22 protein-coding genes, 2 tRNA genes and 1 pseudogene are annotated in these 23548 nt (G+C 70.2%); 13 read left to right on the top strand and 12 right to left on the bottom strand.

The window, feature by feature from the left end:
- Window positions 1–9: 9 nt before the first annotated feature.
- A complete protein-coding gene (locus AB0K15_RS25415; RefSeq protein WP_364055141.1) occupies window positions 10–525 on the bottom strand; it encodes a nitroreductase family protein in 516 nt (171 codons plus the stop codon).
- Window positions 526–806: 281 nt separating this feature from the next.
- The gene (locus tag AB0K15_RS25410) at window positions 807–1424 is read right to left on the bottom strand and encodes a TetR/AcrR family transcriptional regulator (protein ID WP_364055138.1); all 618 of its coding nucleotides are present in this window, start codon (window positions 1422–1424) and stop codon (window positions 807–809) included.
- Between the two features lie 124 nt (window positions 1425–1548).
- Between AB0K15_RS25410 and AB0K15_RS25405 the strand changes: the two genes are divergently transcribed.
- Window positions 1549–2211 carry a peroxiredoxin-like family protein gene (locus AB0K15_RS25405; RefSeq protein ID WP_364055135.1) on the top strand — a complete coding sequence of 221 codons (663 nt, stop codon included), beginning with the start codon at window positions 1549–1551 and terminating at the stop codon, window positions 2209–2211.
- Between the two features lie 88 nt (window positions 2212–2299).
- Window positions 2300–2515, top strand: a pseudogene (locus AB0K15_RS25400) (phosphate ABC transporter ATP-binding protein); the annotation flags it as partial.
- 3 nt (window positions 2516–2518) lie between these two features.
- Here AB0K15_RS25400 and AB0K15_RS25395 read toward each other — a convergent pair.
- Both AB0K15_RS25395 and AB0K15_RS25390 read right to left on the bottom strand, forming a co-directional pair.
- Complete coding sequence (locus AB0K15_RS25395; protein ID WP_364055132.1) at window positions 2519–3001, bottom strand: cupin domain-containing protein; 483 nt, start codon at window positions 2999–3001, stop codon at window positions 2519–2521.
- A gap of 162 nt (window positions 3002–3163) precedes the next feature.
- Window positions 3164–4108, bottom strand: coding sequence for a TIGR03560 family F420-dependent LLM class oxidoreductase (locus AB0K15_RS25390; RefSeq protein ID WP_364055129.1), 945 nt, complete (start codon window positions 4106–4108; stop codon window positions 3164–3166).
- An 81-nt stretch (window positions 4109–4189) separates the two neighbouring features.
- Between AB0K15_RS25390 and AB0K15_RS25385 the strand changes: the two genes are divergently transcribed.
- Window positions 4190–4750 (top strand): dihydrofolate reductase family protein, encoded by a 561-nt coding sequence (locus tag AB0K15_RS25385; protein ID WP_364055126.1) that lies wholly within the window; start codon window positions 4190–4192, stop codon window positions 4748–4750.
- Window positions 4751–4755: 5 nt separating this feature from the next.
- Complete coding sequence (locus tag AB0K15_RS25380; protein ID WP_364055123.1) at window positions 4756–5757, top strand: RNA polymerase subunit sigma-70; 1002 nt, start codon at window positions 4756–4758, stop codon at window positions 5755–5757.
- Here AB0K15_RS25380 and AB0K15_RS25375 read toward each other — a convergent pair.
- Entirely contained in the window at window positions 5733–6659 is a 927-nt protein-coding gene (locus tag AB0K15_RS25375; protein ID WP_364055120.1) for an AraC family transcriptional regulator, read from the bottom strand. The two genes, AB0K15_RS25380 and AB0K15_RS25375, sit on opposite strands and share 25 nt — an antisense overlap.
- A 128-nt stretch (window positions 6660–6787) precedes the next feature.
- Here AB0K15_RS25375 and AB0K15_RS25370 point away from each other — a divergent pair, with 128 nt between their 5' ends.
- The gene (locus AB0K15_RS25370; protein ID WP_364055117.1) at window positions 6788–7660 is read left to right on the top strand and encodes an NAD(P)H-binding protein; all 873 of its coding nucleotides are present in this window, start codon (window positions 6788–6790) and stop codon (window positions 7658–7660) included.
- Window positions 7661–8094: 434 nt separating this feature from the next.
- Here AB0K15_RS25370 and AB0K15_RS25365 read toward each other — a convergent pair whose 3' ends face one another.
- On the bottom strand, window positions 8095–8439 hold the full coding sequence (locus AB0K15_RS25365) for a hypothetical protein (RefSeq protein WP_364055114.1): 345 nt from the start codon (window positions 8437–8439) through the stop codon (window positions 8095–8097).
- Between the two features lie 633 nt (window positions 8440–9072).
- Here AB0K15_RS25365 and AB0K15_RS25360 point away from each other — a divergent pair.
- Entirely contained in the window at window positions 9073–9357 is a 285-nt protein-coding gene (locus AB0K15_RS25360) for a restriction endonuclease (RefSeq protein WP_364055111.1), read from the top strand.
- A 209-nt stretch (window positions 9358–9566) separates the two neighbouring features.
- Here AB0K15_RS25360 and AB0K15_RS25355 read toward each other — a convergent pair whose 3' ends face one another.
- Entirely contained in the window at window positions 9567–10004 is a 438-nt protein-coding gene (locus AB0K15_RS25355) for a DUF2180 family protein (protein WP_364055108.1), read from the bottom strand.
- 614 nt (window positions 10005–10618) lie between these two features.
- Between AB0K15_RS25355 and AB0K15_RS25350 the strand changes: the two genes are divergently transcribed.
- Window positions 10619–11038, top strand: a complete 420-nt coding sequence (locus AB0K15_RS25350) for a hypothetical protein (protein WP_364055105.1) — start codon at window positions 10619–10621, stop codon at window positions 11036–11038.
- 99 nt (window positions 11039–11137) lie between these two features.
- Here the strand turns inward: AB0K15_RS25350 and AB0K15_RS25345 are convergent.
- Window positions 11138–11211: transfer RNA gene (locus tag AB0K15_RS25345), tRNA-Pro, on the bottom strand.
- A gap of 121 nt (window positions 11212–11332) precedes the next feature.
- On the opposite strand from AB0K15_RS25345, the gene AB0K15_RS25340 reads away from it, so the two are divergent.
- Window positions 11333–11406 (top strand) — tRNA-Gly (locus tag AB0K15_RS25340).
- Here AB0K15_RS25340 and AB0K15_RS25335 read toward each other — a convergent pair.
- Entirely contained in the window at window positions 11358–16079 is a 4722-nt protein-coding gene (locus AB0K15_RS25335) for a HAMP domain-containing protein (protein WP_364055333.1), read from the bottom strand. The genes AB0K15_RS25340 and AB0K15_RS25335 overlap by 49 nt on opposite strands.
- 153 nt (window positions 16080–16232) lie before the next feature.
- Between AB0K15_RS25335 and AB0K15_RS25330 the strand changes: the two genes are divergently transcribed.
- From AB0K15_RS25330 to AB0K15_RS25315, 4 genes are all read left to right on the top strand, one after another.
- The gene (locus tag AB0K15_RS25330; RefSeq protein ID WP_364055330.1) at window positions 16233–17774 is read left to right on the top strand and encodes a PP2C family protein-serine/threonine phosphatase; all 1542 of its coding nucleotides are present in this window, start codon (window positions 16233–16235) and stop codon (window positions 17772–17774) included.
- Window positions 17775–17833: 59 nt separating this feature from the next.
- Window positions 17834–18394: a type 1 glutamine amidotransferase domain-containing protein gene (locus AB0K15_RS25325; RefSeq protein ID WP_364055102.1), complete on the top strand. Its 561-nt coding sequence runs from the start codon at window positions 17834–17836 to the stop codon at window positions 18392–18394.
- Window positions 18395–18694: 300 nt separating this feature from the next.
- The gene (locus tag AB0K15_RS25320) at window positions 18695–19798 is read left to right on the top strand and encodes a hypothetical protein (RefSeq protein WP_364055099.1); all 1104 of its coding nucleotides are present in this window, start codon (window positions 18695–18697) and stop codon (window positions 19796–19798) included.
- A gap of 96 nt (window positions 19799–19894) precedes the next feature.
- Window positions 19895–20710: an SAM-dependent methyltransferase gene (locus tag AB0K15_RS25315; RefSeq protein WP_364055096.1), complete on the top strand. Its 816-nt coding sequence runs from the start codon at window positions 19895–19897 to the stop codon at window positions 20708–20710.
- Here AB0K15_RS25315 and AB0K15_RS25310 read toward each other — a convergent pair.
- The 3 genes from AB0K15_RS25310 to AB0K15_RS25300 form a co-directional block, all read right to left on the bottom strand.
- Window positions 20674–21189, bottom strand: a complete 516-nt coding sequence (locus AB0K15_RS25310) for a GNAT family N-acetyltransferase (protein ID WP_364055093.1) — start codon at window positions 21187–21189, stop codon at window positions 20674–20676. The two genes, AB0K15_RS25315 and AB0K15_RS25310, sit on opposite strands and share 37 nt — an antisense overlap.
- A 70-nt stretch (window positions 21190–21259) precedes the next feature.
- A complete protein-coding gene (locus AB0K15_RS25305; RefSeq protein ID WP_364055090.1) occupies window positions 21260–22093 on the bottom strand; it encodes an aldo/keto reductase in 834 nt (277 codons plus the stop codon).
- Window positions 22094–22121: 28 nt separating this feature from the next.
- Window positions 22122–22892, bottom strand: coding sequence for an SDR family oxidoreductase (locus tag AB0K15_RS25300; RefSeq protein ID WP_364055087.1), 771 nt, complete (start codon window positions 22890–22892; stop codon window positions 22122–22124).
- 154 nt (window positions 22893–23046) lie between these two features.
- Here AB0K15_RS25300 and AB0K15_RS25295 point away from each other — a divergent pair, with 154 nt between their 5' ends.
- Window positions 23047–23499 (top strand): MarR family transcriptional regulator, encoded by a 453-nt coding sequence (locus AB0K15_RS25295; RefSeq protein WP_285973781.1) that lies wholly within the window; start codon window positions 23047–23049, stop codon window positions 23497–23499.
- Window positions 23500–23548: the final 49 nt, after the last annotated feature.

Raw genomic sequence — 23548 nt, 5'->3', positions numbered from 1 at the left:
CTCGGAAGGTCACCAGCGGCCGCGGTGCACGACCTCGTCGAACGGACGGCGCGTGGGATTCTTGATCGGCCGCAACGGCCGGTCGGCGGGGTAACCGATGCCCAGCATGAGCGACACGACGTGGTCGCCCGGCACGCCGAGGATCCCGCGCGCCCGGTCCTGGTCGCCGATCGAGGAGTGCCCGGTGCCGATGCCGAGGTCGGCGGCCGCGAGCATCATCGCGTAGGTGGCCTGCCCGAGGTCGTACTGGTCGAGCACGCGCGTCCGGTCGTCGGCCGGTTCGGGGACCACGAGCACGATGGCGGCCTGGGCGCCGGCGAGATGCCCGGCGCCCTGCCAGACCGTGGAGAGCTCACGCAGCTGGGCGCGGTCGGTGACGATCACGAAGTCCCAGTGCTGCCGGTTCGAGGCCGACGGCGAGCGCCAGCCGGCCTCGGCGATCCGCGTGAGGTGCTCTTCGGCGACCGGCTGGTCGGTGTAGCTGCGCACGTTGCGGCGGGCGCGGATGGCGTCCCAGGTCTCCATGGCGGTCTCCCTCTTCGCGCGACGGTCCGGTGCGGCACCAGGCTGCCACGGCGGGGTCGGAGAGGCCAGATGGCCTTGTCCAGCTTCCGGATGATCTTCCCGTCCAGCCCCGTGACCCGGCCGGCAGGCACGCTCAAGCCCGACGAAGATCCGCGAGGCGACGGCAAGTTGCACCGGGGATTTGGTGGGGATCCGGGTCAGTGGCCCGTAAGGCAGAGCCGAAATGTCTTCCGGCGGCGAATCTCTTTCGCGTGTGGACTGTCCGCTGTGGACGCAGCAGCCTACTTCGGCGCGTGGCGCTCGATGATCGCGATCATCGAGTCCAGACCCGCTTCCAGCGCCTTCGTGGAGCGCTGCGCCTGGGCCAGCACGAGGCCGCCCTGCAGCGCGGCCAGCATCGCCAGCGACAGGTGCTCCGCGTCGGTGTCTTCCCGCAACACGCCGTGGTCGATCATGTGCTGGAGCCCGTCGCGGATCGCCTCGGCCCAGAGGGTGAAGCTGTAGGCGAGGGCGGCGCGCGCGTCGGCGTCGTGTTCGGCGAGCTCGCCCGAGAGGGTGGCCAGCGGGCAGCCGCCCTCGCAGTGCAGGTCCTGCTGCAGCTGCACGAGCGCGTCGCGCCAGGCGCGCAGCGCGGCGAAGCTGTCGAGCCGGGACAGCAGGGCGTGCTGACCGCCGACGATGCGCGTCGTCTGGAACTCGATGACGGCCCTGGTCAGGGCGCCTTTGTCGGCGAAGTAGTGGTAGATCTGCGACGAGCTGACCCCGGCGGCGTCGCGTACGTCGGGGGTGCTGGTGCCGGCCACGCCGCGCTCGGCCATCAGCTGGGCGGCCGCGGACACGATCCGGTCCCGGGTGGCCTGCCCGCGTGCCGTCAAGCGGGCCGTCGCCGTCTGCGTCATGCCTCCAGTCTACGGAAAACCCGGCGAACTGGATTTGACTATCCAGTTCGTGGCCGGTATTACTGGATCGAGCTATCCAGTTCTGCCGGCCGGTGGAGCTGACGAGGACGTCGAAGGGCCTGATGTGACCACCACCAGCAGCACCATCGCCGCACGAGTCGAGGCCCTGCAGGAAGGGCTGGCGGGCAAGATGCCGGCCGAAGCCGCGGCCGCGTTCGGCGGTGAGCAGGCCGCACTCGACGCCGCCGGCGTGCCCGCGGGCGTGCTGTCCGCCGGCGCGGCGATGCCCGACGGCGACCTGCTCGACGCGCACGGCACCGCCACCACGCTGGCCGCGGCGCGCGCCGGCAAGCCCGCCGTGGTCGTGACCTACCGGGGTGCCTGGTGCCCGTTCTGCAATGTCACGCTGCGCGCCTACCAGGAGCAGCTCGTGCCGGCGCTCGCCGAGCGCGGCGTCGGGCTCGTGGCCATCAGCCCGCAGAAGCCGGACGGCTCGCTGACCATGGCGGAGAAGAACGAGCTCACCTTCACGGTGCTGTCCGACCCGGGCAACCAGATCGCCCTCGGCCTGGGCGTGCTCACCGCCCCGACCGACGAGGTCCGCGGCGCGCAGCAGGCCATGGGCCTCGACCTGGCCGAGATCAATGCCGACGGCACCCGCGGCATCCCGATGCCCACCGTCGTCCTGGTCGACGCCGACGGCACCATCCGCTGGATCGACGTCCACCCCAACTACACCACGCGTACCGAGACGTCGGAGATCGTCGCGGCTCTCGACCTGCTCTGAACGACGGGAAGCGCGCGCTTTCCCCGACACGGGCGCACAGGCGTCCACCGAACGACAAGGCACCGGGTTCGCCCGGTGCCTTGTCGTAGCCGCGGTGACCATCGAGGACCTCAGCGGTGAGGTGACGATCGTGATCGTCATCCACAACATGCAGCAGGCCCGACGGGTTTCCGCGCAGTGCGCCTTCTTCCTCGCCGGAGAAGGCGCCCCCGGCGGCATCGTGGAGGCCGGCCCGACCGGCACGACCTTCGAGTCACCCGACGACGACCGCACCGCCGACTACGCCCACGGCCGCTTCGGCTGAGCCCTATTCGCCGTCGTCGTGGAGGATGACCGTCGGCGGGGCCCCCTTCGCCTTCACGTAGAAGACCGCCAGCTTCGCCGGCTCCGTCGCGCTCGCGTTGCGGCTCACCACGTGCACGTCGGTGGGGGACTCGTAGAAGACGCCGCCGGTGGCGACGGTCTGCAGCTTGCCGCCCTTCACCTGCGTGACGACGCTTCCCTCCAGGACGTAGACGAACAGGTCGCAGTTGTGCCGGTGCACCTGGGAGGCTTCCCCGGGCGCGAAGTCGACGATCTCGATCATGCCCTCCTTGCCTTGGACGTCGGGCAGGCTCTGGGTCATGAGCCGGGTGACGGCTCCGGCTTTCGTCTGGTGCTCCGCCGGGCCGCTGCCGTGGGGGCCGCTGCTCGACGGCGGTGCCGTGTCGGCCACCTGGCCCGTGCTGCACGCCGCGACACTGCCCAGCGCCAGCAGGGAAACCAGTGCTGTCTTGAAGAGGTTGTCCATGTCTCGCACTCCTGCCCGGTAGTTGATCTCCCTCTCGACGTTAAGGTTGGGCTGGCACCGGAGTGCGGGTCATTTCAGGGCGGGAACAGTGGGCCACTTTCACGCCATAGGCCGCTCGCTGCAGGGGCGGTGGGTGGGCGCGTGTGTCATCGAGGTCGCGGATCAGGTGGTGATGAACTCGTTCGCGAAGGTTCGCAGCGTGTCCGCGTCGAGCGCGTTCTGGAAGCCGACGATCAGCTCGTCCACCCCCGCCTCGCGGTAGACCTCGAGCCGCTTGCGGATGGTGTCGAGAGTGCCGACCAGCCCGTAGTCGGCCAGCTCGCCCGGGAACACCAGGGGCGCCCACGGCGGAACCGCCTCGCGGGCCTCCTCGTCGGTGTCGGCGATGATGCAGTAGCTCGTCGACGTCTTGGTGATCTCCGAGAAGTCACGGCCCACCGTCTCGCAGTGCCGCGCGAGGATGTCGTACTTGCGGCGCACCTCGTCGGGGGCTTCCTGCACGTTGCACAGATCGCCGTACAGCGCGACCAGTCGCAGCGTCACCTTCTCCCCGCCGCCGGCGATCATCACCGGCGGGTGCGGCAGCTGGACCCCGGTCGGCAGGCTCACCGCTGCGGCGGTGCTGAAGTAGCGGCCGTCGAAGGTGGCCGCGTCGCCGGTCCACAGTGCCTGGATGATCCGCAGCGCTTCCTCCAGCCGCCGCAGGCGCTCCCCGGCGCCGGGGAAGTCGTAGCCGAACGCCTTGTACTCCTCTTCGTACCAGCCGGCGCCGATCCCGAAGGTCAACCGCCCGCCGGAGAGAACGTCGAGGTTGGAGGCCATCTTGGCCAGAAGGGCGGGGTTGCGGTAACCGTTGCCGGTGACCAGCTGCCCGAGACGGGCGGTGCCGACTTCGCGGGCGAGGGCGGCCAGAGTGGTCCAGGCTTCGAACACGTAGGACCCGGACGGGCCGAACGGAATGAAGTGGTCGGGCGCCCAGATGGTGGCGAACCCGGACTCGTCGGCGACCTTGGCCAGTTCCAGGAGCTTGTCGAACGCTGCGATCGGGTCGGTGTAGCCGGCGAACTCGTGTGTCGTGCCGGTGGGCAGGTAGTAGCTGAGTTTCATCGAGGGTCAGACCAAACGCGATCCTCGAAGGAATCGGGGCCGGACCGATTCCTTTTCCGACCCGGCCGAGTCCAACCCCCTATGACGACGCACTCTCCGCGGCGCCTGGTGCTCAGCACCCTGGTGTCGCTCAACGGCGTGATCAGCGAACCGAGGGCGTGGGCCGGGCCCTACTTCGGCCCGGGCAGCGCGGCGGCTTCGCTGGCGGAGTTGCGCGGCTGCTCGGCGATGCTGATGGGCCGGCGGACCTACGACATCTTCTCCCGGCAGTGGCCGGACACCCCCGGCGACTACGCCGCCCACCTCAACGCCATGCCGAAGTACGTGTTCTCCTCGACCCTGCGGGATCCGCACTGGACCAACACCACCGTGCTCGACACCGAGATCGCCGGCACCGTCGCCGCGATGAAGCGGGAGCCGGGCGGGGACCTGATCGTCTACGGGCACGGCCGGTTCGGGCGGACGCTCACCGCGGCGGGGCTGGTCGACGAGCTGGCGGTGACCGTCGTGCCCGTGATCGTCCCCGACGGCGCCTCTTTTTCCGACCCCGGCGACGCGCCGAGCAGCTGGGCGGTGCTCAGCGCGGGGCCGGGCGCCGATCCGGGGCTGGTTTCCTTGCGCTACCGGCCACGACGAGGATGACGGACATGCCGGAGACATGGGACGGTCTCGAGGAGTACCGGCCGGAGCTGGTCGCGTTGTGCTACCGGATGACGGGTTCGGCGCACGAGGCCGAGGACCTGGTGCAGGAGACCTACCTGCGAGCGTGGCGCAGCCGCGCCTCCTTCGAAGAACGTGCGTCGGTGCGCACCTGGCTGTACCGGATCGCCACGAACGTGTGCCTCACGGCGTTGCAAGGGCGGGGCCGTAGAGTGCTGCCGGCCGGACTCGGCGCGCCGGGTGAAGACCCGGACGTCCCGTTGGCCGCGGCCGAGGTCCTCTGGGTCACGCCGTGGCTCGGCGACCCGGCCCACGTGGCCGAACAACGCAGGATGCTGCGGCTCGCCCTGGTCGCCAGCGCGCAGTACCTGCCGCCACGGCAACGCGCGGCGTTCCTGCTGCGCGAGGTACTGGCCATGCCGGCCACCGAGATCGCCCAGGTGCTCGACACGAGCGTGCCTGCGGTCAAGAGCGCCCTCCAACGCGCCCGTGCCCGGCTCGACGAACTGACGCCGGCGCCGGAGAACTTCGCCGAGCCGGACTCGCCCGCGGCGCGCGACGTCCTGAACTCCTACATGGCGGCCTTCGAAGCCGCCGACGTCGCGGCCCTGACCCGCCTGCTGCGCGACGACGCCACCCTCGAGGTGATCCCGTCCGGGTTGTCCCTTTCCGGGAAACGCGCGTGCGTTCCGTTCCTGGCCGAGCACGTGCTCACCGCGCCGGGGCTGTACCGGATGTTCCCGACCGTCGCGAACGACCAGCCGGCGGCCGTGGCCTACCACCGGGAGCGGACCGACGCGCCCTTCCGGCCTTTCGGGCTGGCCGTGCTGACCACGGACACCACGCACCTGGCGTCGATCACGACCTTCCTCGACCCGGAACTGGTCGGCACGGCGGGCTTTCCCGACGATCCCGACCAGGTGTGGTCACCGCACGACGGCGGCCGCACCGCACGGGACAGCGGTCATCCGGCGGCGTCTGCCCGGTAACTGCCGGGGGTGGTCGCGTACTCCCGCCGGAACGCTTTGGCGAAGGCGAACGGAGAGCTGTACCCGGTGGCGGCCGCGACCTGCGCCAGCGTCTTGTCGGTGCTGCGCAACAGCTGAGCCGCGGTCGTCATCCGCCAGCGCGTGAGGTACGTCAACGGCGGTTCGCCCACCACGGAGGCGAATCTGCGGGCGAAGGCGGCACGCGACAGCCCGGCGACCGCGGCGAGCTGCTCCACCGTCCACGCTCGGCCGGGCTCGGCGTGCATGGCCGCCAGCGCCCGGGACGTCACCGAGTCGGTCAACGCGGCCGACCAGCTCGTCGCGGTGTTTTCGGAGCCGGCCATCCACGCGCGAAGCAGATACACCAGCAGAGCGTCCACAAGCGACGGTGCCACGGCGGCGGCCCCGGGCGGTGCCTCGTGCAGCTCGGCGCCGAGCAGGTCCACCATCGCCCGCAGCCCCGGATCGCGTCCGGGCGCGGCAGGCAGGTGGACAACCTCCGGCAGATCCCGCAGCAGCGGATGAGGACGGCGGCGCGCCAGCTTGTACGCGCCGCACACGATGGTCGACCGAGCCCCGGATCCGGGCAGCGCGAACCGCCCGAACGAGCCGCCCGGTGTGTCGCGAACGGGAGTGAACGGAGTGAGGTCCGCTCCCGGTGCGGAGACGATCGCGTGCGGAGCACCCCGGCCGAGCAGCACCACGTCCCCAGGCCCCAGCTGAACCTCCGCGAACGCCGCCCCGCCCAGGGGAACCAGCTGACAACTGCCTTGCAGCACGACGTGGAACGCGGCGCCCAGGACCTGCTCGAAGCGCAGCCCCCAGGGTGCGTGGACCTCGGTGAGAGCGGCGACCGGCCGGCCCGATCGCATCGCCGTCAGGATGTCGGCCAGCACGTCCATTCGAGCAGTCTACGCGTCCACACCTTCGAGACGATGAGACAAAGAAGGACGACTATCAACCATTTTTCGTCTCTCCTGATCGCCATAACCTGGCGCCAGCGTTCCTCGACAACGAACTGGAGAAGACCATGAAGACGGTATGGGTGGAAGGCGCCACGGGTAAGGCGGGCAAGCGTGTTGCGGCCGCGCTCGCCGCAGCGGGTTTTCCGGTGCGGGCGGCGACCCGGCACCCGGGGGCGCCGACGGCGAACGTCACCCCGGTCCGGTTCGACTGGGCCGACGAGTCCACGTGGGCGGATTCGGTCGCCGGCGCCGACGTCCTGTTCCTGAAGGGTCTCGACGTGCTCGATGACGCGGCCTCGTTGTTCGCGCGTCTCATCGCCGCGGCCCCGAGGGCGGATCACGTGGTCCTCATGTCCGCCTTCGGGGTCGACAAGGCGCCGGCGGCCGCTCCGCGCGCGCGAGTCGAGCAGGTGGTGCGGGAGTCCGGCCGGAAGTGGACGATCCTGCGCCCCAACTGGCTGATGCAGAACTTCGACGAGGACGACGCGGTGTACGCCAGGGCGATCCGCGACGAGGACGAGCTCTACGCGGGAAGCGGAAGCCACCGTGCGGCCTTCGTCGACACCCGCGACGTCGCCGACGCGGCCGTCGCGGTCCTGACGACCGACGGCCACCACGGCCACGGCTACGACCTCTCCGGCCCTCGGTCCCTGACCTTCGCGGAGGTGGCCGACACCCTGTCCGGCGCGTCCGGACGGGCCATCCGCCACGTCGACGCCGACCTCGAGACGCACCGCGCGCACTTCGCCCGCTCGGGCCGCCCGGACGCGTGGGTGGACCACATGATGGACCTGTTCGCCTTCGTGCGCGCCGATGTCTTCGACGACGTCACCGACGATGTGCAGCGGCTGACCGGCCACGCCCCGCGCTCTCTGGACGCCTACGCGCGGGAGGTTTTCGCATCGACGTCTCCTGCGCCTTCGACGTCGATCGCCTGACGAGTGCGGGTTTGGGCGCCATGGTGCTCATGTGCCGGCTGGCGCGCGATGAGCACTCGCCGCCCTGCCCGGACACAACACAAACCGAGCCGGCTCGCGCGGGTTCCGCCGGGCACGTCGCGCACAGCCGCTCGACTTCGGCCGGCGGCCGGGTCGGCCGCGTCCCCAGGTATACAGGTCCAGATGGATCCGCGGATGCTCCTGGAGTGGCGTCTCGGTGGCGCGCGTGATGCAGCTGTTTTCGGGCTCGCGACCGACCCCGGAAGGCCTGATCCGAAAGGTCCTGGCCTTTCCGGCTCGGGTGACCTGGGAAAACTGCGTTGCGGCGCCACGCTGCCAGCAGCCGCGTTGGCCTCTCGTCGGTCGAGTGCTCGGTGCGCACACCACCCGGTCGCCCTCGCCGCCGATGCCGCTACCGGCGGGCGAGGCAGGCGCTAGGGCTTGACGAGGAAGATGCCGGTCACCGATCGACGCTGCCCGTTCGGTGCGAAGACCGCCACTCCGTGTCCGGTGTCGACCTCCAGGCGGTAGCCGTCGATCGTGCGCAGCACTTCGGAACCGTCGGGCCACTGGTGCAGAACCCCGCTGGGCAGGCCTGCGGGATCGAGGTCGAGCAGCACGAAGGTCAACCCGGATTCGCAGGGCGCGTTCCAGTACACGACGCCGTCGGCACCGACCTGGTAGGGGATGACCTTGTCGAGCTGAACAGTGCCCGGCTCGTCGACCTCGGCGGCGAGCAGCAGCATGCGCACCGTGCCGTCAGCTGTGGGAACGTTCATGCCTTCCGCCTTCCGCCGGGTTCGTGCGAGCAGACTCTTCCCCGGCGCCTTCGGCACCCAGCCTGGGCCGCCGGTGATGGAGAGACGGAACGCACCGTTCAACCCGTTGCATGGCGGAGGTCACGAATCGCGCCAGTGCTGTTGGGCAGGAGCCGGACGGGGCTCCGCTGGGCGAGGAGCTCGAGCAGGCGGCTGACGCAGGGGACACCGAGCTGGTCAGCACCTCAGCCGACAAAAGACCAAGTCCTCGCCGGACGGGCAGGTCTCCGCGATGGCGAAGAGGTCACCGCGCGCGAGGTGACTCGAGCGCGACACGACGGCGCCGGGTTCGCCGGACCGCGCTAGTCGAACCCCGTGCGGATGAACCTGAGTGGCTCGACAACGAAACAATCCCGCCGCTGCCAGTTGCGTCGTCACGCTGCTGATCATCGTCGGTATCGCCGCGCTGGTTGGCTGGATACGGGGATCGTCTGCCGAGTTCGAGCACGCGCCTGCGTTCCTCTGTGCTCGGGACGGCTGCGCCAACGCCCAGGTCACCGGCCGCGCTGGTGACCTGGGTGCCGACGTGATTGCCTGGGCCCCGACGGGTGCAAGATCGTCTTGCAGGCTGAGCGGTACGTCGGAACGAATAAGGTGTCCGGCCCTGACCTGCGACGCTTCGGCGGCACCTGCTTCACCGTGCACGGCGCCAACGTCGCCGCTGTCGTCACGACCTCGACATTCACCAAGCAAGCGCGGGAATGCGCCGCACACCACGGCATCCGGCTGTTCGACGCACCTGCGCCGGCAGCATGGGCAAAGCCGCACCGGTCCGGCGCCGTGGCACTAAGCCCTGACAAGTTCGGCCCACAAACCCCGCGCGCCGAGGCAGCCGATCTCGCCAGAATCCGAAGGAGCTGTCGGCGCGCGCAGTGGTGATCTTGGTCCACGAACTGCTGCCCACCGGTGCCGGACACGCCCAGTTCGGGCAACTGCTGCCTGCCGCGACCAGACGTTCCGAGTATCACCAGGTCAGCGTTAAAACTACGGATGGGGCGGTCAGGTGTTCTTGTGCCATGCCAGAACGACGGGAGCCGCCGGTGTCCGGTTGGACGGCAGCGGCTCCCGTCGTTCTGGCATGACGAGACTCACCGGTCGATCGCAGTTGCCTTGTACCGGGCGCGGGTTCGAGTGGTTCGGGGTTCGCCGCAGTGGGCGCAGGTGATCATGCGCCCGGCCTGGCGACGTGCCACGACGCCCGGCGCCGAGGCCGGCAACGTCTGGATGGCCACGTGCACAAGGCAGGTGCCGGCGCCGCAGTGCACACAGACCCCGACGGCCGGTTCGCTCATGCCTTGTGTCGCGCAGTCAATGCAGATCATGGTTCTCCTTGAAAAAACGGCGGGAGAAGCCACGATAAGCAGGTCTCCGCCGGATAACGATGTTCTCGTTCGGGACCAGTGCGACATCACATCGCAGGTGCCGTCGGCGAGGCCGAGCACGTCCAGGTGCGCGATGCGGTCGAGCTCCTCAGCGGAGAGGGTGCGGCTACCCAGGTGGCTACTTGGCTGATCAATGACAGTCACGATGACGGCGAACGCCCGTCAGCCAGGTGCATCAGAGCCAGCCCAGACAACCGCCGCGTCAGCCTGATCAGCAGTGGACGTCGGCCGAAGTGGGCAAGCCGGCCGAGTACCGTTGGGCGATCATCTCCAAGTGCCGCGGTGAATACTGCTCGAATCAAGCTGTCATGCTTGGCGGGCCGCCGGGCCGCGCAAAACCTTCGTCGAGTGGTCGTCATGTCGCTTGTCGGGCGGGTCCGAAGACAGAGCCGATGTAGGGCTCCGCCCCGGACTTGGGGACGACGACGGGACCGTTACCGACGAGTGACCCTGAAGGGCCATCCTGCTCCATCAAGGCGTGGCTGTTGTAGCCGAAGTACCACGTCAGTTCGTCCTCACAAAGTAGAAGCTGCCGGCTCGGCGCGGTGCGCGCCGACGTGGCGGCCCGCCCCTGGAGCCACCACACGATGTCGTTCGCGAGATCGAGCGCGGCCGGTGTGGGTGCTCGGCGGTGAGGTCGTCATCGCTCGTCATGGAGCCAAGTCTGCCCGACAGCCTCCAGGATCCGATCCTCCGATCAAGATGTTTGGCTCCGTCGTGCGACCACGTAGCGTATCCAGCCCGAGGTCGCGCCTACGGTGACGAAGACAGCAAGATACTGGGCGGCGTTCAACCAGTTCGCGCTGACGATGAACAAGATCCACAGCACGACAGCGATGAGTGTTTGGCCTGCGGCGAAGACAAGATCGTGTCTGGTTCGCCGATTCTTTTCGCCGCTCACGCAACGTTCCCCTCTGCTAGCCGCCTCCGACTTGCTGGTGTCGTCACCGCTGTGCGCGGCGGGCGCTTACAAGCGGCGATGTGCCGACGAAGTCGTCACAGGAATCGCCGACCAGGTCGGCAACTTCCTCTGGAACGATTCGCCACAGCAGGAGCCGCCCGCGGAGCCTGCTGACGTAGCCTCGCTGATCGACCAGCTCCAGCAGCTCCTCGATGCCGCGAAATCGTCCGGCCACTCCGGTGGCGACGACACACCCGGGCTGCGCGCGGTGGTCTGAACGCCGTATAACGGCTTGTACGGCGACCGAAACTGAGACGGCGGGGTTCTCCCCTCGGAGAAGCCCTGCCGTTTTCGCTGGTCACACCAATTTCCTGAGTCGGGATGACAGGATTTGAACCTGCGACCCTTCGCTCCCAAAGCGAATGCGCTACCAAGCTGCGCCACATCCCGATGCCCGCCACTCTCCGAAATCCGAGGCCAGCCGGGATCCGGAGGGGGTGTGCGGCACCAGCCTAGCCCTCACGCTAAGCTGGGCCAGCCTCCGGGTCCGCTGGGTCCCAGCGGGGGCGCTGCGGGTGTAGCTCAATGGTAGAGCCCTAGTCTTCCAAACTAGCTACGCGGGTTCGATTCCCGTCACCCGCTCCATATCCGTTCACCTGCGAAGACGAGGCCGCGTCGGCCTCGAGGCGGGTGGCGATCACGTCCAGCAGCAGATCCGTGTCCACCGGCTTGGTGATGTAGTCGTCGGCGCCCGAGGCGAGGGTGCGTTCGCGGTCCTCGGCGGTGGCCTTGGCTGTGACGGCAATCACGGGCAGGTCCTCGTGTGCCGCTTCGGCGCGGATGGCCGCGATGGTGGCGTTGCCGTCGAGCTCGGGCATCATCACGTCCATGAGCACCAGCGCGGTGTCCTCGTGGCGTTCCAGGGCGCGGATGCCCGCGACGCCCGTGTCGGCGTAGATCACCTCCAGGCCGGCCTGTTCGAGCACCGCGGCGAGGGCGAAGACGTTGCGCAGGTCGTCGTCGACGATCAGGACCTTCTCGCCGTTGAAGCGCTTCGGGGCGCTGTCCGGCTCGGTGACGGTGATCGTGCTCGGCAGGACCGGCAGCTTCGGCGTGGGCCGCACCGGGACGGCGGGCGCGATGAGGTTCGCGGCGCCCACGGGCAGGTACAGCGTGAACGTGCTGCCCTTGCCGGGTTCGCTCCGCACGCGCAGCTCGCCGCCGATGAGCTCCGTGAGCTGCTGGCTGATCGAGAGCCCGAGGCCGGTGCCGCCGTACTTGCGGCTCGTGGTGCCGTCGGCCTGGCGGAACGCGTCGAAGATGATCGCCAGCTTCTCCTCGGGGATGCCGATGCCGGTGTCCTCCACGGCGAACGCGATGATCCCCGCCGCCGACTGCAGCGCCTCCTGCTCGACCTCCTCGGCCGAGGCCATGCGGATGTGCAGCCGCACGCCGCCCTCGTCGGTGAACTTGGCGGCGTTGGACAGCAAGTTGCGCAGCACCTGCTGCAACCGGTGTTCGTCGGTGTGCACGCTGCCGGGCACGGGTGGGTCGATGAGCACCGCGAATTCCAGGCCCTTGTCCGACGTGAGCGGGCGGCACAGGGATTCGACGTAGTTCACGAGCTCCGGCAGCGTCACGTCGGACATCTGCAGGTCCATGCGCCCGGCCTCGACCTTCGCAAGGTCGAGGATGTCGTTGATCAGCTGCTGCAGGTCGCTGCCGGCCGCCCAGATCGTCTTGGCGAACTGGATCTGCTTCTCCGTGAGGTTGCCCTCCGGGTTCTCCGACAGCAGCTTCGCGAGGATCAGCGCGCTGTTGAGCGGGGTCCGCAGCTCGTGCGACATGTTCGCCATGAACTCGGTCTTGTACTGCGACGCCACGGTGAGCTGCCCGGCGCGCTCCTCCAGCTCCTGGCGCGCCTGCTCGATCTCGATGTTCTTGACCTCGATGTCGCGGTTCTGCTGCGCCAGCAGCGCCGCCTTCTCGGCCAGCTCCGTGTTGGACCGCCGCAGCTCGCCCTGCTGCGCCTGCAGCTGTTCCGAACGCGCGCGCAGCTCCTGGGCCAGCCGCTGCGATTCGGTCAGCAGTGCCTCGGTGCGCGAGTTCGACAGGATCGTGTTCACGTTGACGCCGATGGTGTGGCGCAGCTGCTCCAGCAGATCCAGGTGCACGGCGGAGAACTCGTTGACCGAAGCCAGTTCCAGCACACCGAGCACCTCGCCCTGGAACAGCACGGGCAGCACGATCACGTTCACCGGCGGTGCCGAGCCGAGGCCCGAGGACACCAGCGCGTACTCCGGCGGCGCCTCGCGCACGAGGATCGTCTGCCGGTCGACGGCGGCCTGCCCGATCAGCGACTCGCCGAGCGTGAACCGCAGGCCGGCGCGCGACTGCGCGAGCCCGTAGGCGGCGATGCAGTCGAGGACCTTGCGGCCCGGGTCGCTGCCGTCGTCGTGGGCGAGGAAGAACGCGCCCTGCTGCGCGCTCACCAGCGGCGCCAGCTCCGACAGGATCAGCGTGGCCACGGACGCGAGGTCGCGGTGGCCCTGCATCCGCCCGCCGAGGCGCGCGAGGTTGGTCTTAAGCCAGTCCTGCTCGCGGTTCGCCGACGTCGTCGACTTCAGGTTCGCGATCATCTGGTTGATGTTGTCCTTGAGGTCCGCCAGCTCACCGGACGCGTCCACGGTGATGTGGCGGGTCAGGTCGCCCGCGGTCACGGCGGTGGCGACCTGGCCAATGGCGCGCACCTGGGTGGTGAGGTTGCCGGCCAGCTGGTTCACGCTCTCGGTGAGCCGCTTCCACGTGCCGGACACGCCCTCGACCTCGGCCTGGCCACCCAGCTTGCCCTCGGTGCCGACCTCGCGCGCCACACGCGTGACCTCCGAGGCGAACGCGGAGAGCTGGTCGACCATCGTGTTCATCGTGGTCTTGAGCTCCAGGATCTCGCCGCGCGCGTCGACGTCGATCTTGCGCGACAGGTCCCCTCGCGCGACCGCCGTCGTCACCTGCGAGATGTTGCGCACCTGGCTGGTCAGGTTGTGCGCCATGAAGTTGACGTTCTCGGTCAGGTCCTTCCACGTGCCGGCCACGCCGGGCACGCGCGCCTGACCGCCGAGGATGCCTTCCGTGCCGACCTCGCGCGCCACGCGCGTGACCTCGTCGGCAAAGGCGCGCAGTGTCTCGACCATGCTGTTGAGCGTGGCCGCGAGCGCAGCGACCTCACCGGCGGCGTCGATGGAGATCTTCTTCGACAGGTCGCCGTTGGCCACCGCGCTCGCCATGGTGGCGATGCTGCGGACCTGTTCGGTGAGGTTGTCGGCCATGCCGTTGACGTTGTCGGTGAGGTCCTTCCACGTGCCGGCGACACCGGGCACGCGGGCCTGGCCGCCGAGCTTGCCCTCGGTGCCGACCTCGCGCGACACGCGCGTGACCTCGTCCGCGAACGCGGAGAGCTGATCCACCATCGTGTTCAGCGTGTTCTTGAGCTCCAGTATCTCGCCGCGCGCGTCGACGCTGATCTTCTGCGTCAGGTCGCCCTTCGCCACCGCCGAGGTGACCTGCGAGATGTTCCGCACCTGGTCGGTGAGGTTGTTGGCCATGAAGTTGACGTTGTCGGTCAGGTCCTTCCACGTGCCGGCCACGCCCGGCACGGTCGCCTGACCACCCAGCTTCCCCTCGGTGCCGACCTCGCGCGCCACACGCGTGACCTCGTCGGCGAAGGCCGAGAGCTGGTCGACCATCGTGTTCAGCGTGGTCTTGAGCTCGAGGATCTCGCCGCGGGCGTCCACCGCGATCTTCTTGGTCAGGTCGCCGCGCGCGACGGCCGTGGCCACCTGCGCGATGTTGCGGACCTGCGCGGTGAGGTTGTTGGCCATGAAGTTCACGGAGCCGGTGAGGTCGCGCCAGATGCCGGCGACGCCGGGCACCTGGGCCTGGCCGCCGAGCATGCCCTCCGTGCCGACCTCGCGCGCGACTCGCGTGACCTCGTCGGCGAAGGCCGAGAGCTGGTCGACCATCGTGTTCATCGTCGTCTTGAGCTCGAGGATCTCGCCGCGCGCGTCGACGGTGATCTTCTGCGTCAGGTCGCCCTTCGCCACGGCGGTGGTCACGTGGGAGATGTTGCGGACCTGGTCGGTGAGGTTGTCGGCCATCTGGTTCACCGAGTCGGTGAGGTTGCGCCAGGTGCCGGCGGCGCCGGGGACCTCCGCCTGGCCGCCGAGCCGCCCGTCGCTGCCGACCTCGCGGGCCACGCGGGTGACCTCGTCGGCGAACGCGGAGAGCTGGTCGACCATCGTGTTCAGCGTGGTCTTGAGCTGCAGGATCTCGCCGCGGGCGTCGACGTCGATCTTCTTGGTCAGGTCGCCCGCCGCCACCGCGGTGGCGACCTGGGAGATGTTGCGGACCTGGTCGGTGAGGTTGTCGGCCATCAGGTTCACCGAGTCGGTGAGGTCGCGCCAGGTGCCGGCGACGCCGGGCACGCGCGCCTGGCCGCCGAGGCGGCCCTCGCTGCCGACTTCGCGCGAGACGCGCGTGACCTCGTCGGCGAAGGCCGAGAGCTGGTCGACCATGGTGTTGATGGTGGTCTTGAGCTCGAGGATCTCGCCGCGGGCGTCGACGTCGATCTTCTTGGTCAGGTCTCCGCGCGCCACGGCCGTGGTGACCTGGGCGATGTTGCGGACCTGCTCGGTGAGGTTGTCGGCGAGGAAGTTCACGGAGTCGGTGAGGTCGCGCCAGGTGCCCGCGACGCCGGGGACCTCGGCCTGACCGCCCAGGCGGCCCTCACCGGCGATCTCACGCGACAGGCGGATCACTTCGGCGGCGAAGCGCGAAAGCTGCGCGAGCAGGCCGTTGACGGTCTTCGCGAGGTCGGCGTACTGGCCCTGCAGCGGCTTGCCGTCCAGCTGCAGCGCCATCGGCTGCGAGAGGTCGCCCTCGGCCACGGCGCCCAGCACCCGGTCGAGCTCCACCACGGGCTTGCTGACGTCCTCGATGAGCCCGTTGATCGTCTCGACGGCGGTGGTCCAACCACCGGGGCCGATCTCGGCGCGCACGCGCTCGGTGAGCCGGCCCTCCTGCCCGACGGCGCCGCGCACGCGCATGAGTTCCGTCACGAGGCGCTGGTTGCGCTCGGCGATGTCGTTGAACGCGCCCGCGAGCTGAGCGGCGATCCCGTCGCCGCTCGCCACGAGCCGACGGCGGAAGTTGCCTTCGCCGAGGTCACGGACGGCGGCCAGGAGGCGCTCCAGCGCGGCCGCCTCACCGGCGGCGATGCCGTTGCCCCCGGTGATCTCGTCCCGCTCGGAACCGGTTGTCATGTCTGCCGACCCTCTCCACCACGCGTGTGCCAGCCATGGTCGTCGACCCAGCGTGCCACGGTTCGCCCTACACTTCGAGCCAGTCCGCCCGCTCACGCTGTGCCAACCTGTACTGACGAGAAGTCGGTCGACCCGGAGGCAGGAGGTTCGTGCATGGTGTCACGGCCCGCTCCGGCGTCGGCCCTGCCACCCGGCGCCGAGCTGCCCGAGTACGGGGGTTTCTGGCGTTCGGTGCTCGAAGACGTGCGGGACCCGGTGTTCGTCCAGGACCCGGCCGGAGCCGTGCGCTGGGCCAACGCGGCCGCGCGCACGCTCGCGGCCGAGGGCCCGCCCGTGCTCGCCACCGTGACGGAGACCACCGGCCGCATCGACCTCGGCGACGTCCGCCGCGCCGCGCACGTGCGCGCGCTGCCCGAGGGCTGGCGCGTGTGGACCGTGGTCGACGACAGCCCCCGTCGTCCTGAGGAGTTCCTCGCGGAGGCCGGTCCGAAACTCGCCGCGGCCCGCGGCCGCCACGGCACGGCACGCGTGATCGCCGAGCTGGCCGCGTCGGCGCTGGGCGACTGCGTGTTCGTGCTGCTGCCCACCACCCGCGGCCGCTGGGAGTGGTGGAGCTGCGAGGACCACGGCGCGCCCGGCCACGGCCGCATCCGGCGGGTGCCGGCGCAGCACGCGCCGGCCGTGGCCGAGACGTTCGCGGCCGTCGGCCCGCCCGAGGTGCGCGTGGTGCCCGCCGCCGAGGTGGCCACGATGCCCGCCGTGGTGGCCGAGCGGTTCTCCGGTCACGCCGAGGTTTCGGTGGTGTCGCTGGGTGTCGACGACGGCGGCGTCACCGGCGCGGTGCTGATCGGGCGGCGCACGGAACCGGCGTTCGGCGCCGGGCAGCCGCGCGCGATCGAGGCGTTCGCCACGGCCGCGGGCACGGCGCTGGCCAACGCGCAGCGCTATGCGCGCCAGGAAGAAGCCACGCGCGGCCTGGAGACCACGCTGAAGCCGACCCCGCCCGCCGAGGTCGACGGCGCCAACTTCGAGCTCTGGTACGAGCCGGCCGGCGGCGTGCTCGGAGTGGGCGGCGACTTCTACGACGTCCTCGCGCGCGAGGACGGCAGCGCGTTCGTGGTGGTCGGCGACATCTGCGGCAAGGGCGCCGAGGCGGCCGCGCTCACGGGCCGCGTGCGGCATTCGCTGGCCGCGCTGCAGCTCGTGGAACGCGACGGGCGCACGATGCTGCGCCTGCTCAACGAACTGCTCATCGCCGGCGGGTCCAACCGCTTCGCGACGCTCGTGCTCGGCTCGGTGGCGCCGACGGAGTCGGGTCTCGACGTCACGCTCGCCTCGGGCGGGCACCCGGCGCCGCTCGTGCTGCGCCGCGACGGCGGGGTCGAGGAGGTGAGCGTGCCGGGCACGCTCGTCGGGATCTCGCCGCAGGCGCGCTTCGCCGAGGCGACGGTGCACCTCGACGAGGGCGACGTCTGCCTGCTCTACACCGACGGCGTCACGGAAGCCCGCAACCGCACGGAGTCGGCCGAGCTGTTCGGCGACGAGCGGTTCCACAGCGTCCTCGCCGACTGCGTCGGGCTGCCCGCCCACCAGGTCGTGGCGCGGCTGCGCGAGGCCGTGCGCGCGTGGCTGGGCAACTCCGGCCACGACGACATCGCCGTGCTCGCGATCGAAGCCGCGGCGCGCGCAGATTGAGCGGTCCGCCGCGCGGGTAGCCGGGGATCAGTCACTCGAACCCGGACGGAGGAAACCCGATGGCGAACGCTCTTCACGGCCGCAAGGTGGCCATCCTGGCGGCTGACGGCGTCGAGCAGGTGGAGCTGGAACAGCCCCGCAAGGCGGTCACCGCCGAAGGCGCGACCGTGGACTTGGTCTCGCTCGCCGACGGCGAGATCCAGGCCATGAACGGCGACATCGACAAGGGTGCGACGTTCCCGGTCGACCGGCTCGTCGCCGATGTCTCCGCGGACGACTACGACGCCCTCCTGCTGCCCGGCGGCACGATGAACCCCGACAACCTGCGCCGCGACCCGGCGGCCGTGCGGTTCGCGGGCGACTTCGTGCGCGCGGGCAAGCCCGTCGGCGTGATCTGCCACGGCCCGTGGACGCTCGTGGAGGCCGACGTGGTCCGCGGGCGCACGCTGACGTCGTTTCCCAGCGTGCGCACGGACATCCGCAACGCGGGCGGCACTGTGGTGGACGAAGAAGTGGTGGTGGACAACGGTCTCGTGTCCAGCCGCAACCCGGACGACCTGCCGGCTTTCTGCGCGAAGGTGATCGAGGAGTTCGCCGAGGGCCGCCACCCGGTCGGCTGAGCCTCGGCAAAGCACTGGCGCACTTGCGGTCCACGGGGGACCCTTGTCGGGTCCGAGCCGTGCGATCCGGGAGGAGGTGACGCGATGACAGTGCATTCGAGGCGATACGGCCGGTGGTGCCGGGAGCACTTCGACACGCCCGCCCCCGCCGGGGACAAGGCCGTGAAGGAGGTTCAGGTTCCCCCGCCCGAACCTCCGGGACCGCCCCCGCCTCCTTCGCCGCGGAAGCCGAAGGACTGAATTCCGGGCGGTCCGGAGGAAGGCGGGCAACCTCGATGAGGGCCGCGCGTCATGGCGATCATGAAACCCACCCGGTGCGCCGCCGTCGTCGCGGCTGCACTCGCCGTGCTGGCCCTCGTCCCCGCCTCCGCCACCGCCGCTCCTGATGCTTCCGACGTCCCCGCCGGCTTCGCGCCCGCGTCCACGAGCTGGACCGGGCCGCAGCACGGCTTCGTACTCGGCTACACCGACTGCGGCGAGCCGGGCTGGTGCCCGGTCCTGCTCTCCACGACCGACGGCGGCGCGCACTGGCGGAGGCTGGGTGCGCCGCCGATGTCGTTGCCGGACAACCACAATCACGTCCGGCTCGTCGCTGCCGGCGACCAGCACCTGTATGTCACCGACGGCTCCCGTGTCCTCGCCACGCGCGACGGCGGCCGGCACTGGTTCACGGTGCTCGTGGCCGGTGGCGGGCAGCGTTACGTGTCCGCGCTGGCCGAGACGGGCGGCCGGATTTTCGCCGTGGTCACCAGCAACTCCTCCGGCAACACCACGTCCGTGTACTCCGGCCTGGCGGGTGGGCCCGTGCTGGCGCCGCTGCCGGGGTTCGAGGTCACGGGCGGCATCACCTACGGCGACCTGGCCGCCGGGGGCGCCCTGCAGATCGTGCTGGGCGCCGACTACCGCACCGAGGAGTACTGGACTTCGCGCGACGGGGTGGTGTTCACGCCCGCTTCGCCGCCGTGCCCGTCCGGGACCACCGCGTCGCTGGGCGGCGTGCGGGCCGGGCAGGTGATCGCGTTGTGCAGCAGCAGCCCGGGTTCGCCGCAGCCGGGCTCGTCGGAGCGGCGGATGTGGCGCGCCCCCGAGCTGGGCGGGACTTTCAGCGGCACGGCCGACGCGCCGTCCGTCGGCATCACGCAAGGCTTCGGCGCCGCGACCGCCGACACCGCGACCGTCGCGGCCGAAGGGGGCGGCGACGGCTTCCTCCACCGCACCACCGACGGCGGCCGCACGTGGACCACCACCGTGCTGTCCGATCGGGGCGTCGGGCTCTCGGATCTCGCCTTCGTGGGCGACGACGTCGGCGTGGTCGTCGACGGCCTGCCGGACGCCGAAGCCGGCTCCGCTGTGTATCGGACGACCGACGCCGGAAGGACGTGGGAAGAACTCTCGTTCTCCTGAGCATTACTGCAGGTGGAGCAGGCTGTGGGGAGTGGGTTCACTTGGCGAACGCGGTGTCGTAGGGTGTGCACTGTCCGTGGCTCGAAAGGGGCAGTGGTGGTTTCGGGGACCTCGACGCGCTTCGACCACGACCGGCCCAGCCTGGCCCGCCTGTCCGACGCTCTCCTCGGCGGCTGCGACCACTACGAAGCCGACCGCGTGATGCTCCAGCGCCTGCTCGCCGTCGCGCCCGGCTCGCAGACCATGGCGCGCGAGCACCGCGACTGGCTGATGCGCGTGGTCCGCCACCTCGCCGCCGACCGCGGCATCGACCAGTTCCTCGACCTCGGCTCCGGCATGCCCACCGCGGAGAACACCCACGAGGTCGCCCAGCGCTACAACCCGGACGCGCGCGTCGTGTACGTCGACAACCACCCGGTCGTCCAGGTCCACGGCCGCGCGGTCCTGGAGACCAACGACCGCACCCACGTCTCGGGCGCCGACCTCACCGACCCGGGCGCGACCCTGGGCGACCCCATCGTCTACCGCCACCTCGACTTCGACCGCCCGATGGCTTTGCTGCTCTGCTCGATCGTCCATCACATCGACAGCCTCGACCGGGCGCAGTTCATCGTGCGCAGCTACGTCGACCAGCTGGCCCCCGGCTCGTTCCTCCTGCTCACCCACCACCACACACCCTCGGCCGACCCACCCCGGCAGGCCTTGGCGCACCTCATCGACTCGACCTTCCAGGGCACGGGGCTGGGCACGGTGCACCGGTCGCGGGAGGAGATCGAGTCGTTCTTCGAGGGGCTGGAGCTGCTGGAGCCGGGGCTGGGGCTGCTGCACGAGTGGTGGCCTGACGGCCCGCGGATGACTCCGTTGGGGGACTTGAACTATCTGACGCTGGGCGGCGTGGCCAGGAAGCCCTGAGTTTCCCTGGCGTAGTGGACCACCGGCCAGACCTGGCCGCCGATCTCCCTTGTGGACGGGCCTTCGACGCGGCCGAAGCCGGCGTGCTCGGCCGCTCGCTGCGAAGCGACGTTGCCGGCGTGCGTCCAGAGGCGGATTTCGGTGCCGGGCCACGCGGTGCTCGCCCGGCGGCACAGCTCGGCGAGCGCGCGGCGCGCGACTCCGCGGCCTCGTGCGGACGCCGCCACCCAGTAGCTGACCTCGGTGACGGCACCTTTGCGCTCCGCCGCGAGGTTCGCCAGCCGCTCGCCGGACTCGGCGGCGATGGCGACGAAGCCGAGGGCGTTCTCGTTGCGGCGCAACGCTTCCAGCGCGCGCCGGAACTCCGCGATCGTCAGCGTTGCCAATTCCGTGGTGAAGCGCAGGATGTCCGGGTCCTGCACCTGCGCGACATACCACGCCGCGTCGTCGGGCAGCCAGTCCCGCAGCTCGATCTCCATACCGCACCGTAGAACAGAAAACGGGCGGCTCCCGGCAAAGGAAGCCGCCCGTTTCAGTTCAGCCCGGACCTCACGCCACGTCGAACGTGTCCGGGTCCGGCCCCGTGCGCAGGCCGCGGTCGAGCGACGACAGGCTCGCCACCTCGGCATCGGTGAGGGTGAAGCCGAAGACGTCGAAGTTCTCGGCCACGCGCGAGGGTGTGACGGACTTCGGGATGACCACGTTGCCCAGTTGCAGGTGCCAGCGCAGCACGATCTGGGCGGGGGTGCGCCCGTGCACGGCGGCGATGTCGGTCACCGCCTGCTCGCCCAGGAGGTCGCCGCCCTTGGCCAGCGGGCTCCAGGCTTCCGTGGCGATGCCGTGCTCGGCGTGGAAGGCGCGCAGTTCCTGCTGGACGAGGTAGGGCGACAGTTCGATCTGGTTCACGGCCGGCACCACGCTGCCTTCGTCGAGCACGCGGTGCAGGTGCGCCGGCTGGAAGTTGGACACGCCGATGGCGCGTACGCGGCCGTCGGCGTACAGCTTCTCCAGTGCTTTCCACGTGTCGAGGTACTTGTCGCGCGCGGGCAGTGGCCAGTGGATGAGGTAGAGGTCGAGCCGGTCGAGTCCGAGGGCGGCGATGCTGGAGTCGAAGGCACGCAGCGTCTGGTCGTAGCCCTGGTCGCTGTTCCACAGCTTGGTGGTGATGAACAGTTCGTCGGCCGGGATGCCCGACTCGGTGAGTGCCTCGCCGACAGCCGCTTCGTTGCCGTACGCCGTGGCGGTGTCGATGCTGCGGTAGCCGGCGTCGAGGGCGGTCTTCACCGCGGCCTTCGTCTCGGCGGGCGGTACCTGGAAGACGCCGAAGCCGAGCTGCGGCATCTCGACGCCGTTGTTCAACTTGGTGACAGGAACGCTGGTCAACTCGAAAACCCTTCTGTAGGAACAGAACTCACGGAATGATCGCCGGTGCGACTCCGCCGTCGACGCGCAGCGCGCCCCCGGTGGTCGCGGCGGCCTGGTCGGAGGCGACGTAGGTGATGAGGTTCGCCACCTCCTCCGGGCGGATCAGCCGGCCCAGCAGGGAGGTCGGACGGTCCTGGGCCATGAACCGCCGCTCGGCCTCGGCGAAGTCGAGGTCCGGGTACAGGCTGCGCACGAACTCGCGCACGCCGTCGGTGAGCGTGGGTCCGGGCAGCACGCTGTTCACGGTGACGCCCGTGCCGGCCACCTCCTGCGCCATCCCGCGGGACAACGCCAGCTGAGCCGTCTTCGTCATACCGTAGTGGACCATCTCGGTCGGCGGCTGGACCGCCGATTCACTGCTGACGAAGATCACCCGGCCCCACCCGCGATTCACCATCCTGGGTGCGTAGTGCCGCGTCAGGCGTACGCCCGAGAGCACGTTCACTTCGTAGATCCGCTGCCAGTCGGCGTCGCTGATCGCGAACACCGGGATCGGCGCGAAGACGCCCGCGTTGTTCACCAGCACGTCCACGTCCGGCAGCTGCTCGACGATGGAGGCGACGCCCTCGGCCGTGCCGACGTCGGCGGCGATCCCGCGCACGCCCAGGCGTTTCGCGACCTCGTCGACGCGGTCGGCGTTGCGGCCGTTCACCACCACGTCGGCGCCCGCGGCGGCCAGCGCGGCGGCCGTGGCCTCCCCGATGCCGGCGGTGGACCCCGTGACCAGGGCGGTGCGCCCGCTCAGGTCGATGTTCATCGGGTGGATACCCCTTCCTGCGTTCGCGAGTACAGTGGCCTCAGACGATTACGAGCGTCGGCAATACTTGCACACGCGGTTAATTGCACACGCTCGATAGTGCCTGACGGACGATCCACCCGCAACCGCGGGGGTCGGCGAGAAGGGGTGAACCGTGTCACTGGCTGACGACGCCGTGGAGGCCCGGGCGCAGGGCTGGCGCACTCTGGCCGCGTTGCACGCGCGCATCGAAGACCGGCTGCAGCGCGCGCTCGAGCGCGACCACGAGCTGTCGGTGAGCGAGTACACCGTGCTCGACGTGCTCGCCCGCCAGGACGGCTTCCACCTCCGGATGAACCAGCTCGCCAACGCCGTGGTGCTGAGCCAGTCGGCCACCACCCGCCTGGTGACCCGGCTCGAGGACCGCGGCCTGCTGTCGCGCTACCTCTGCCCGACGGACCGGCGCGGCATCTACACCGAGGTGACCGTCGCGGGCCGCGAGCTGCTCGACGAGGCGCGCCCGACGCACGACGCCACGCTGTCGGCCGCGCTCGCCGAGGCCGAGGAGCTGCCCGAGCTGGCGCCGCTCGTCGGCGCGCTGGGGTCGCTCGCCTTCGCGAAGCAGTAACGCACCGTCACCATCCGGCTGGGGCTCTCCGAGGACCTTCGGCCCTAGG

This window comes from Amycolatopsis sp. NPDC049253 (genome assembly GCF_040678995.1).
Lineage (GTDB): Bacteria > Actinomycetota > Actinomycetes > Mycobacteriales > Pseudonocardiaceae > Amycolatopsis.
The sequence above is the reverse complement of the archived record's forward strand: the minus strand, read 5'-3'. Positions and strand labels throughout refer to the sequence as shown.

Coding starts and splice junctions, on each gene's coding strand:
- AB0K15_RS25415 (WP_364055141.1), bottom strand. CDS start 525: ATGGAGACCTGGGACGCCATCCGCGCCCGCCGCAACGTGCGCAGCTAC.
- AB0K15_RS25410 (WP_364055138.1), bottom strand. CDS start 1,424: ATGACGCAGACGGCGACGGCCCGCTTGACGGCACGCGGGCAGGCCACC.
- AB0K15_RS25395 (WP_364055132.1), bottom strand. CDS start 3,001: ATGGACAACCTCTTCAAGACAGCACTGGTTTCCCTGCTGGCGCTGGGC.
- AB0K15_RS25390 (WP_364055129.1), bottom strand. CDS start 4,108: ATGAAACTCAGCTACTACCTGCCCACCGGCACGACACACGAGTTCGCC.
- AB0K15_RS25385 (WP_364055126.1), top strand. CDS start 4,190: ATGACGACGCACTCTCCGCGGCGCCTGGTGCTCAGCACCCTGGTGTCG.
- AB0K15_RS25380 (WP_364055123.1), top strand. CDS start 4,756: ATGCCGGAGACATGGGACGGTCTCGAGGAGTACCGGCCGGAGCTGGTC.
- AB0K15_RS25375 (WP_364055120.1), bottom strand. CDS start 6,659: ATGGACGTGCTGGCCGACATCCTGACGGCGATGCGATCGGGCCGGCCG.
- AB0K15_RS25370 (WP_364055117.1), top strand. CDS start 6,788: ATGAAGACGGTATGGGTGGAAGGCGCCACGGGTAAGGCGGGCAAGCGT.
- AB0K15_RS25365 (WP_364055114.1), bottom strand. CDS start 8,439: ATGAACGTTCCCACAGCTGACGGCACGGTGCGCATGCTGCTGCTCGCC.
- AB0K15_RS25335 (WP_364055333.1), bottom strand. CDS start 16,079: ATGACAACCGGTTCCGAGCGGGACGAGATCACCGGGGGCAACGGCATC.
- AB0K15_RS25330 (WP_364055330.1), top strand. CDS start 16,233: ATGGTGTCACGGCCCGCTCCGGCGTCGGCCCTGCCACCCGGCGCCGAG.
- AB0K15_RS25325 (WP_364055102.1), top strand. CDS start 17,834: ATGGCGAACGCTCTTCACGGCCGCAAGGTGGCCATCCTGGCGGCTGAC.
- AB0K15_RS25320 (WP_364055099.1), top strand. CDS start 18,695: ATGAAACCCACCCGGTGCGCCGCCGTCGTCGCGGCTGCACTCGCCGTG.
- AB0K15_RS25310 (WP_364055093.1), bottom strand. CDS start 21,189: ATGGAGATCGAGCTGCGGGACTGGCTGCCCGACGACGCGGCGTGGTAT.
- AB0K15_RS25300 (WP_364055087.1), bottom strand. CDS start 22,892: ATGAACATCGACCTGAGCGGGCGCACCGCCCTGGTCACGGGGTCCACC.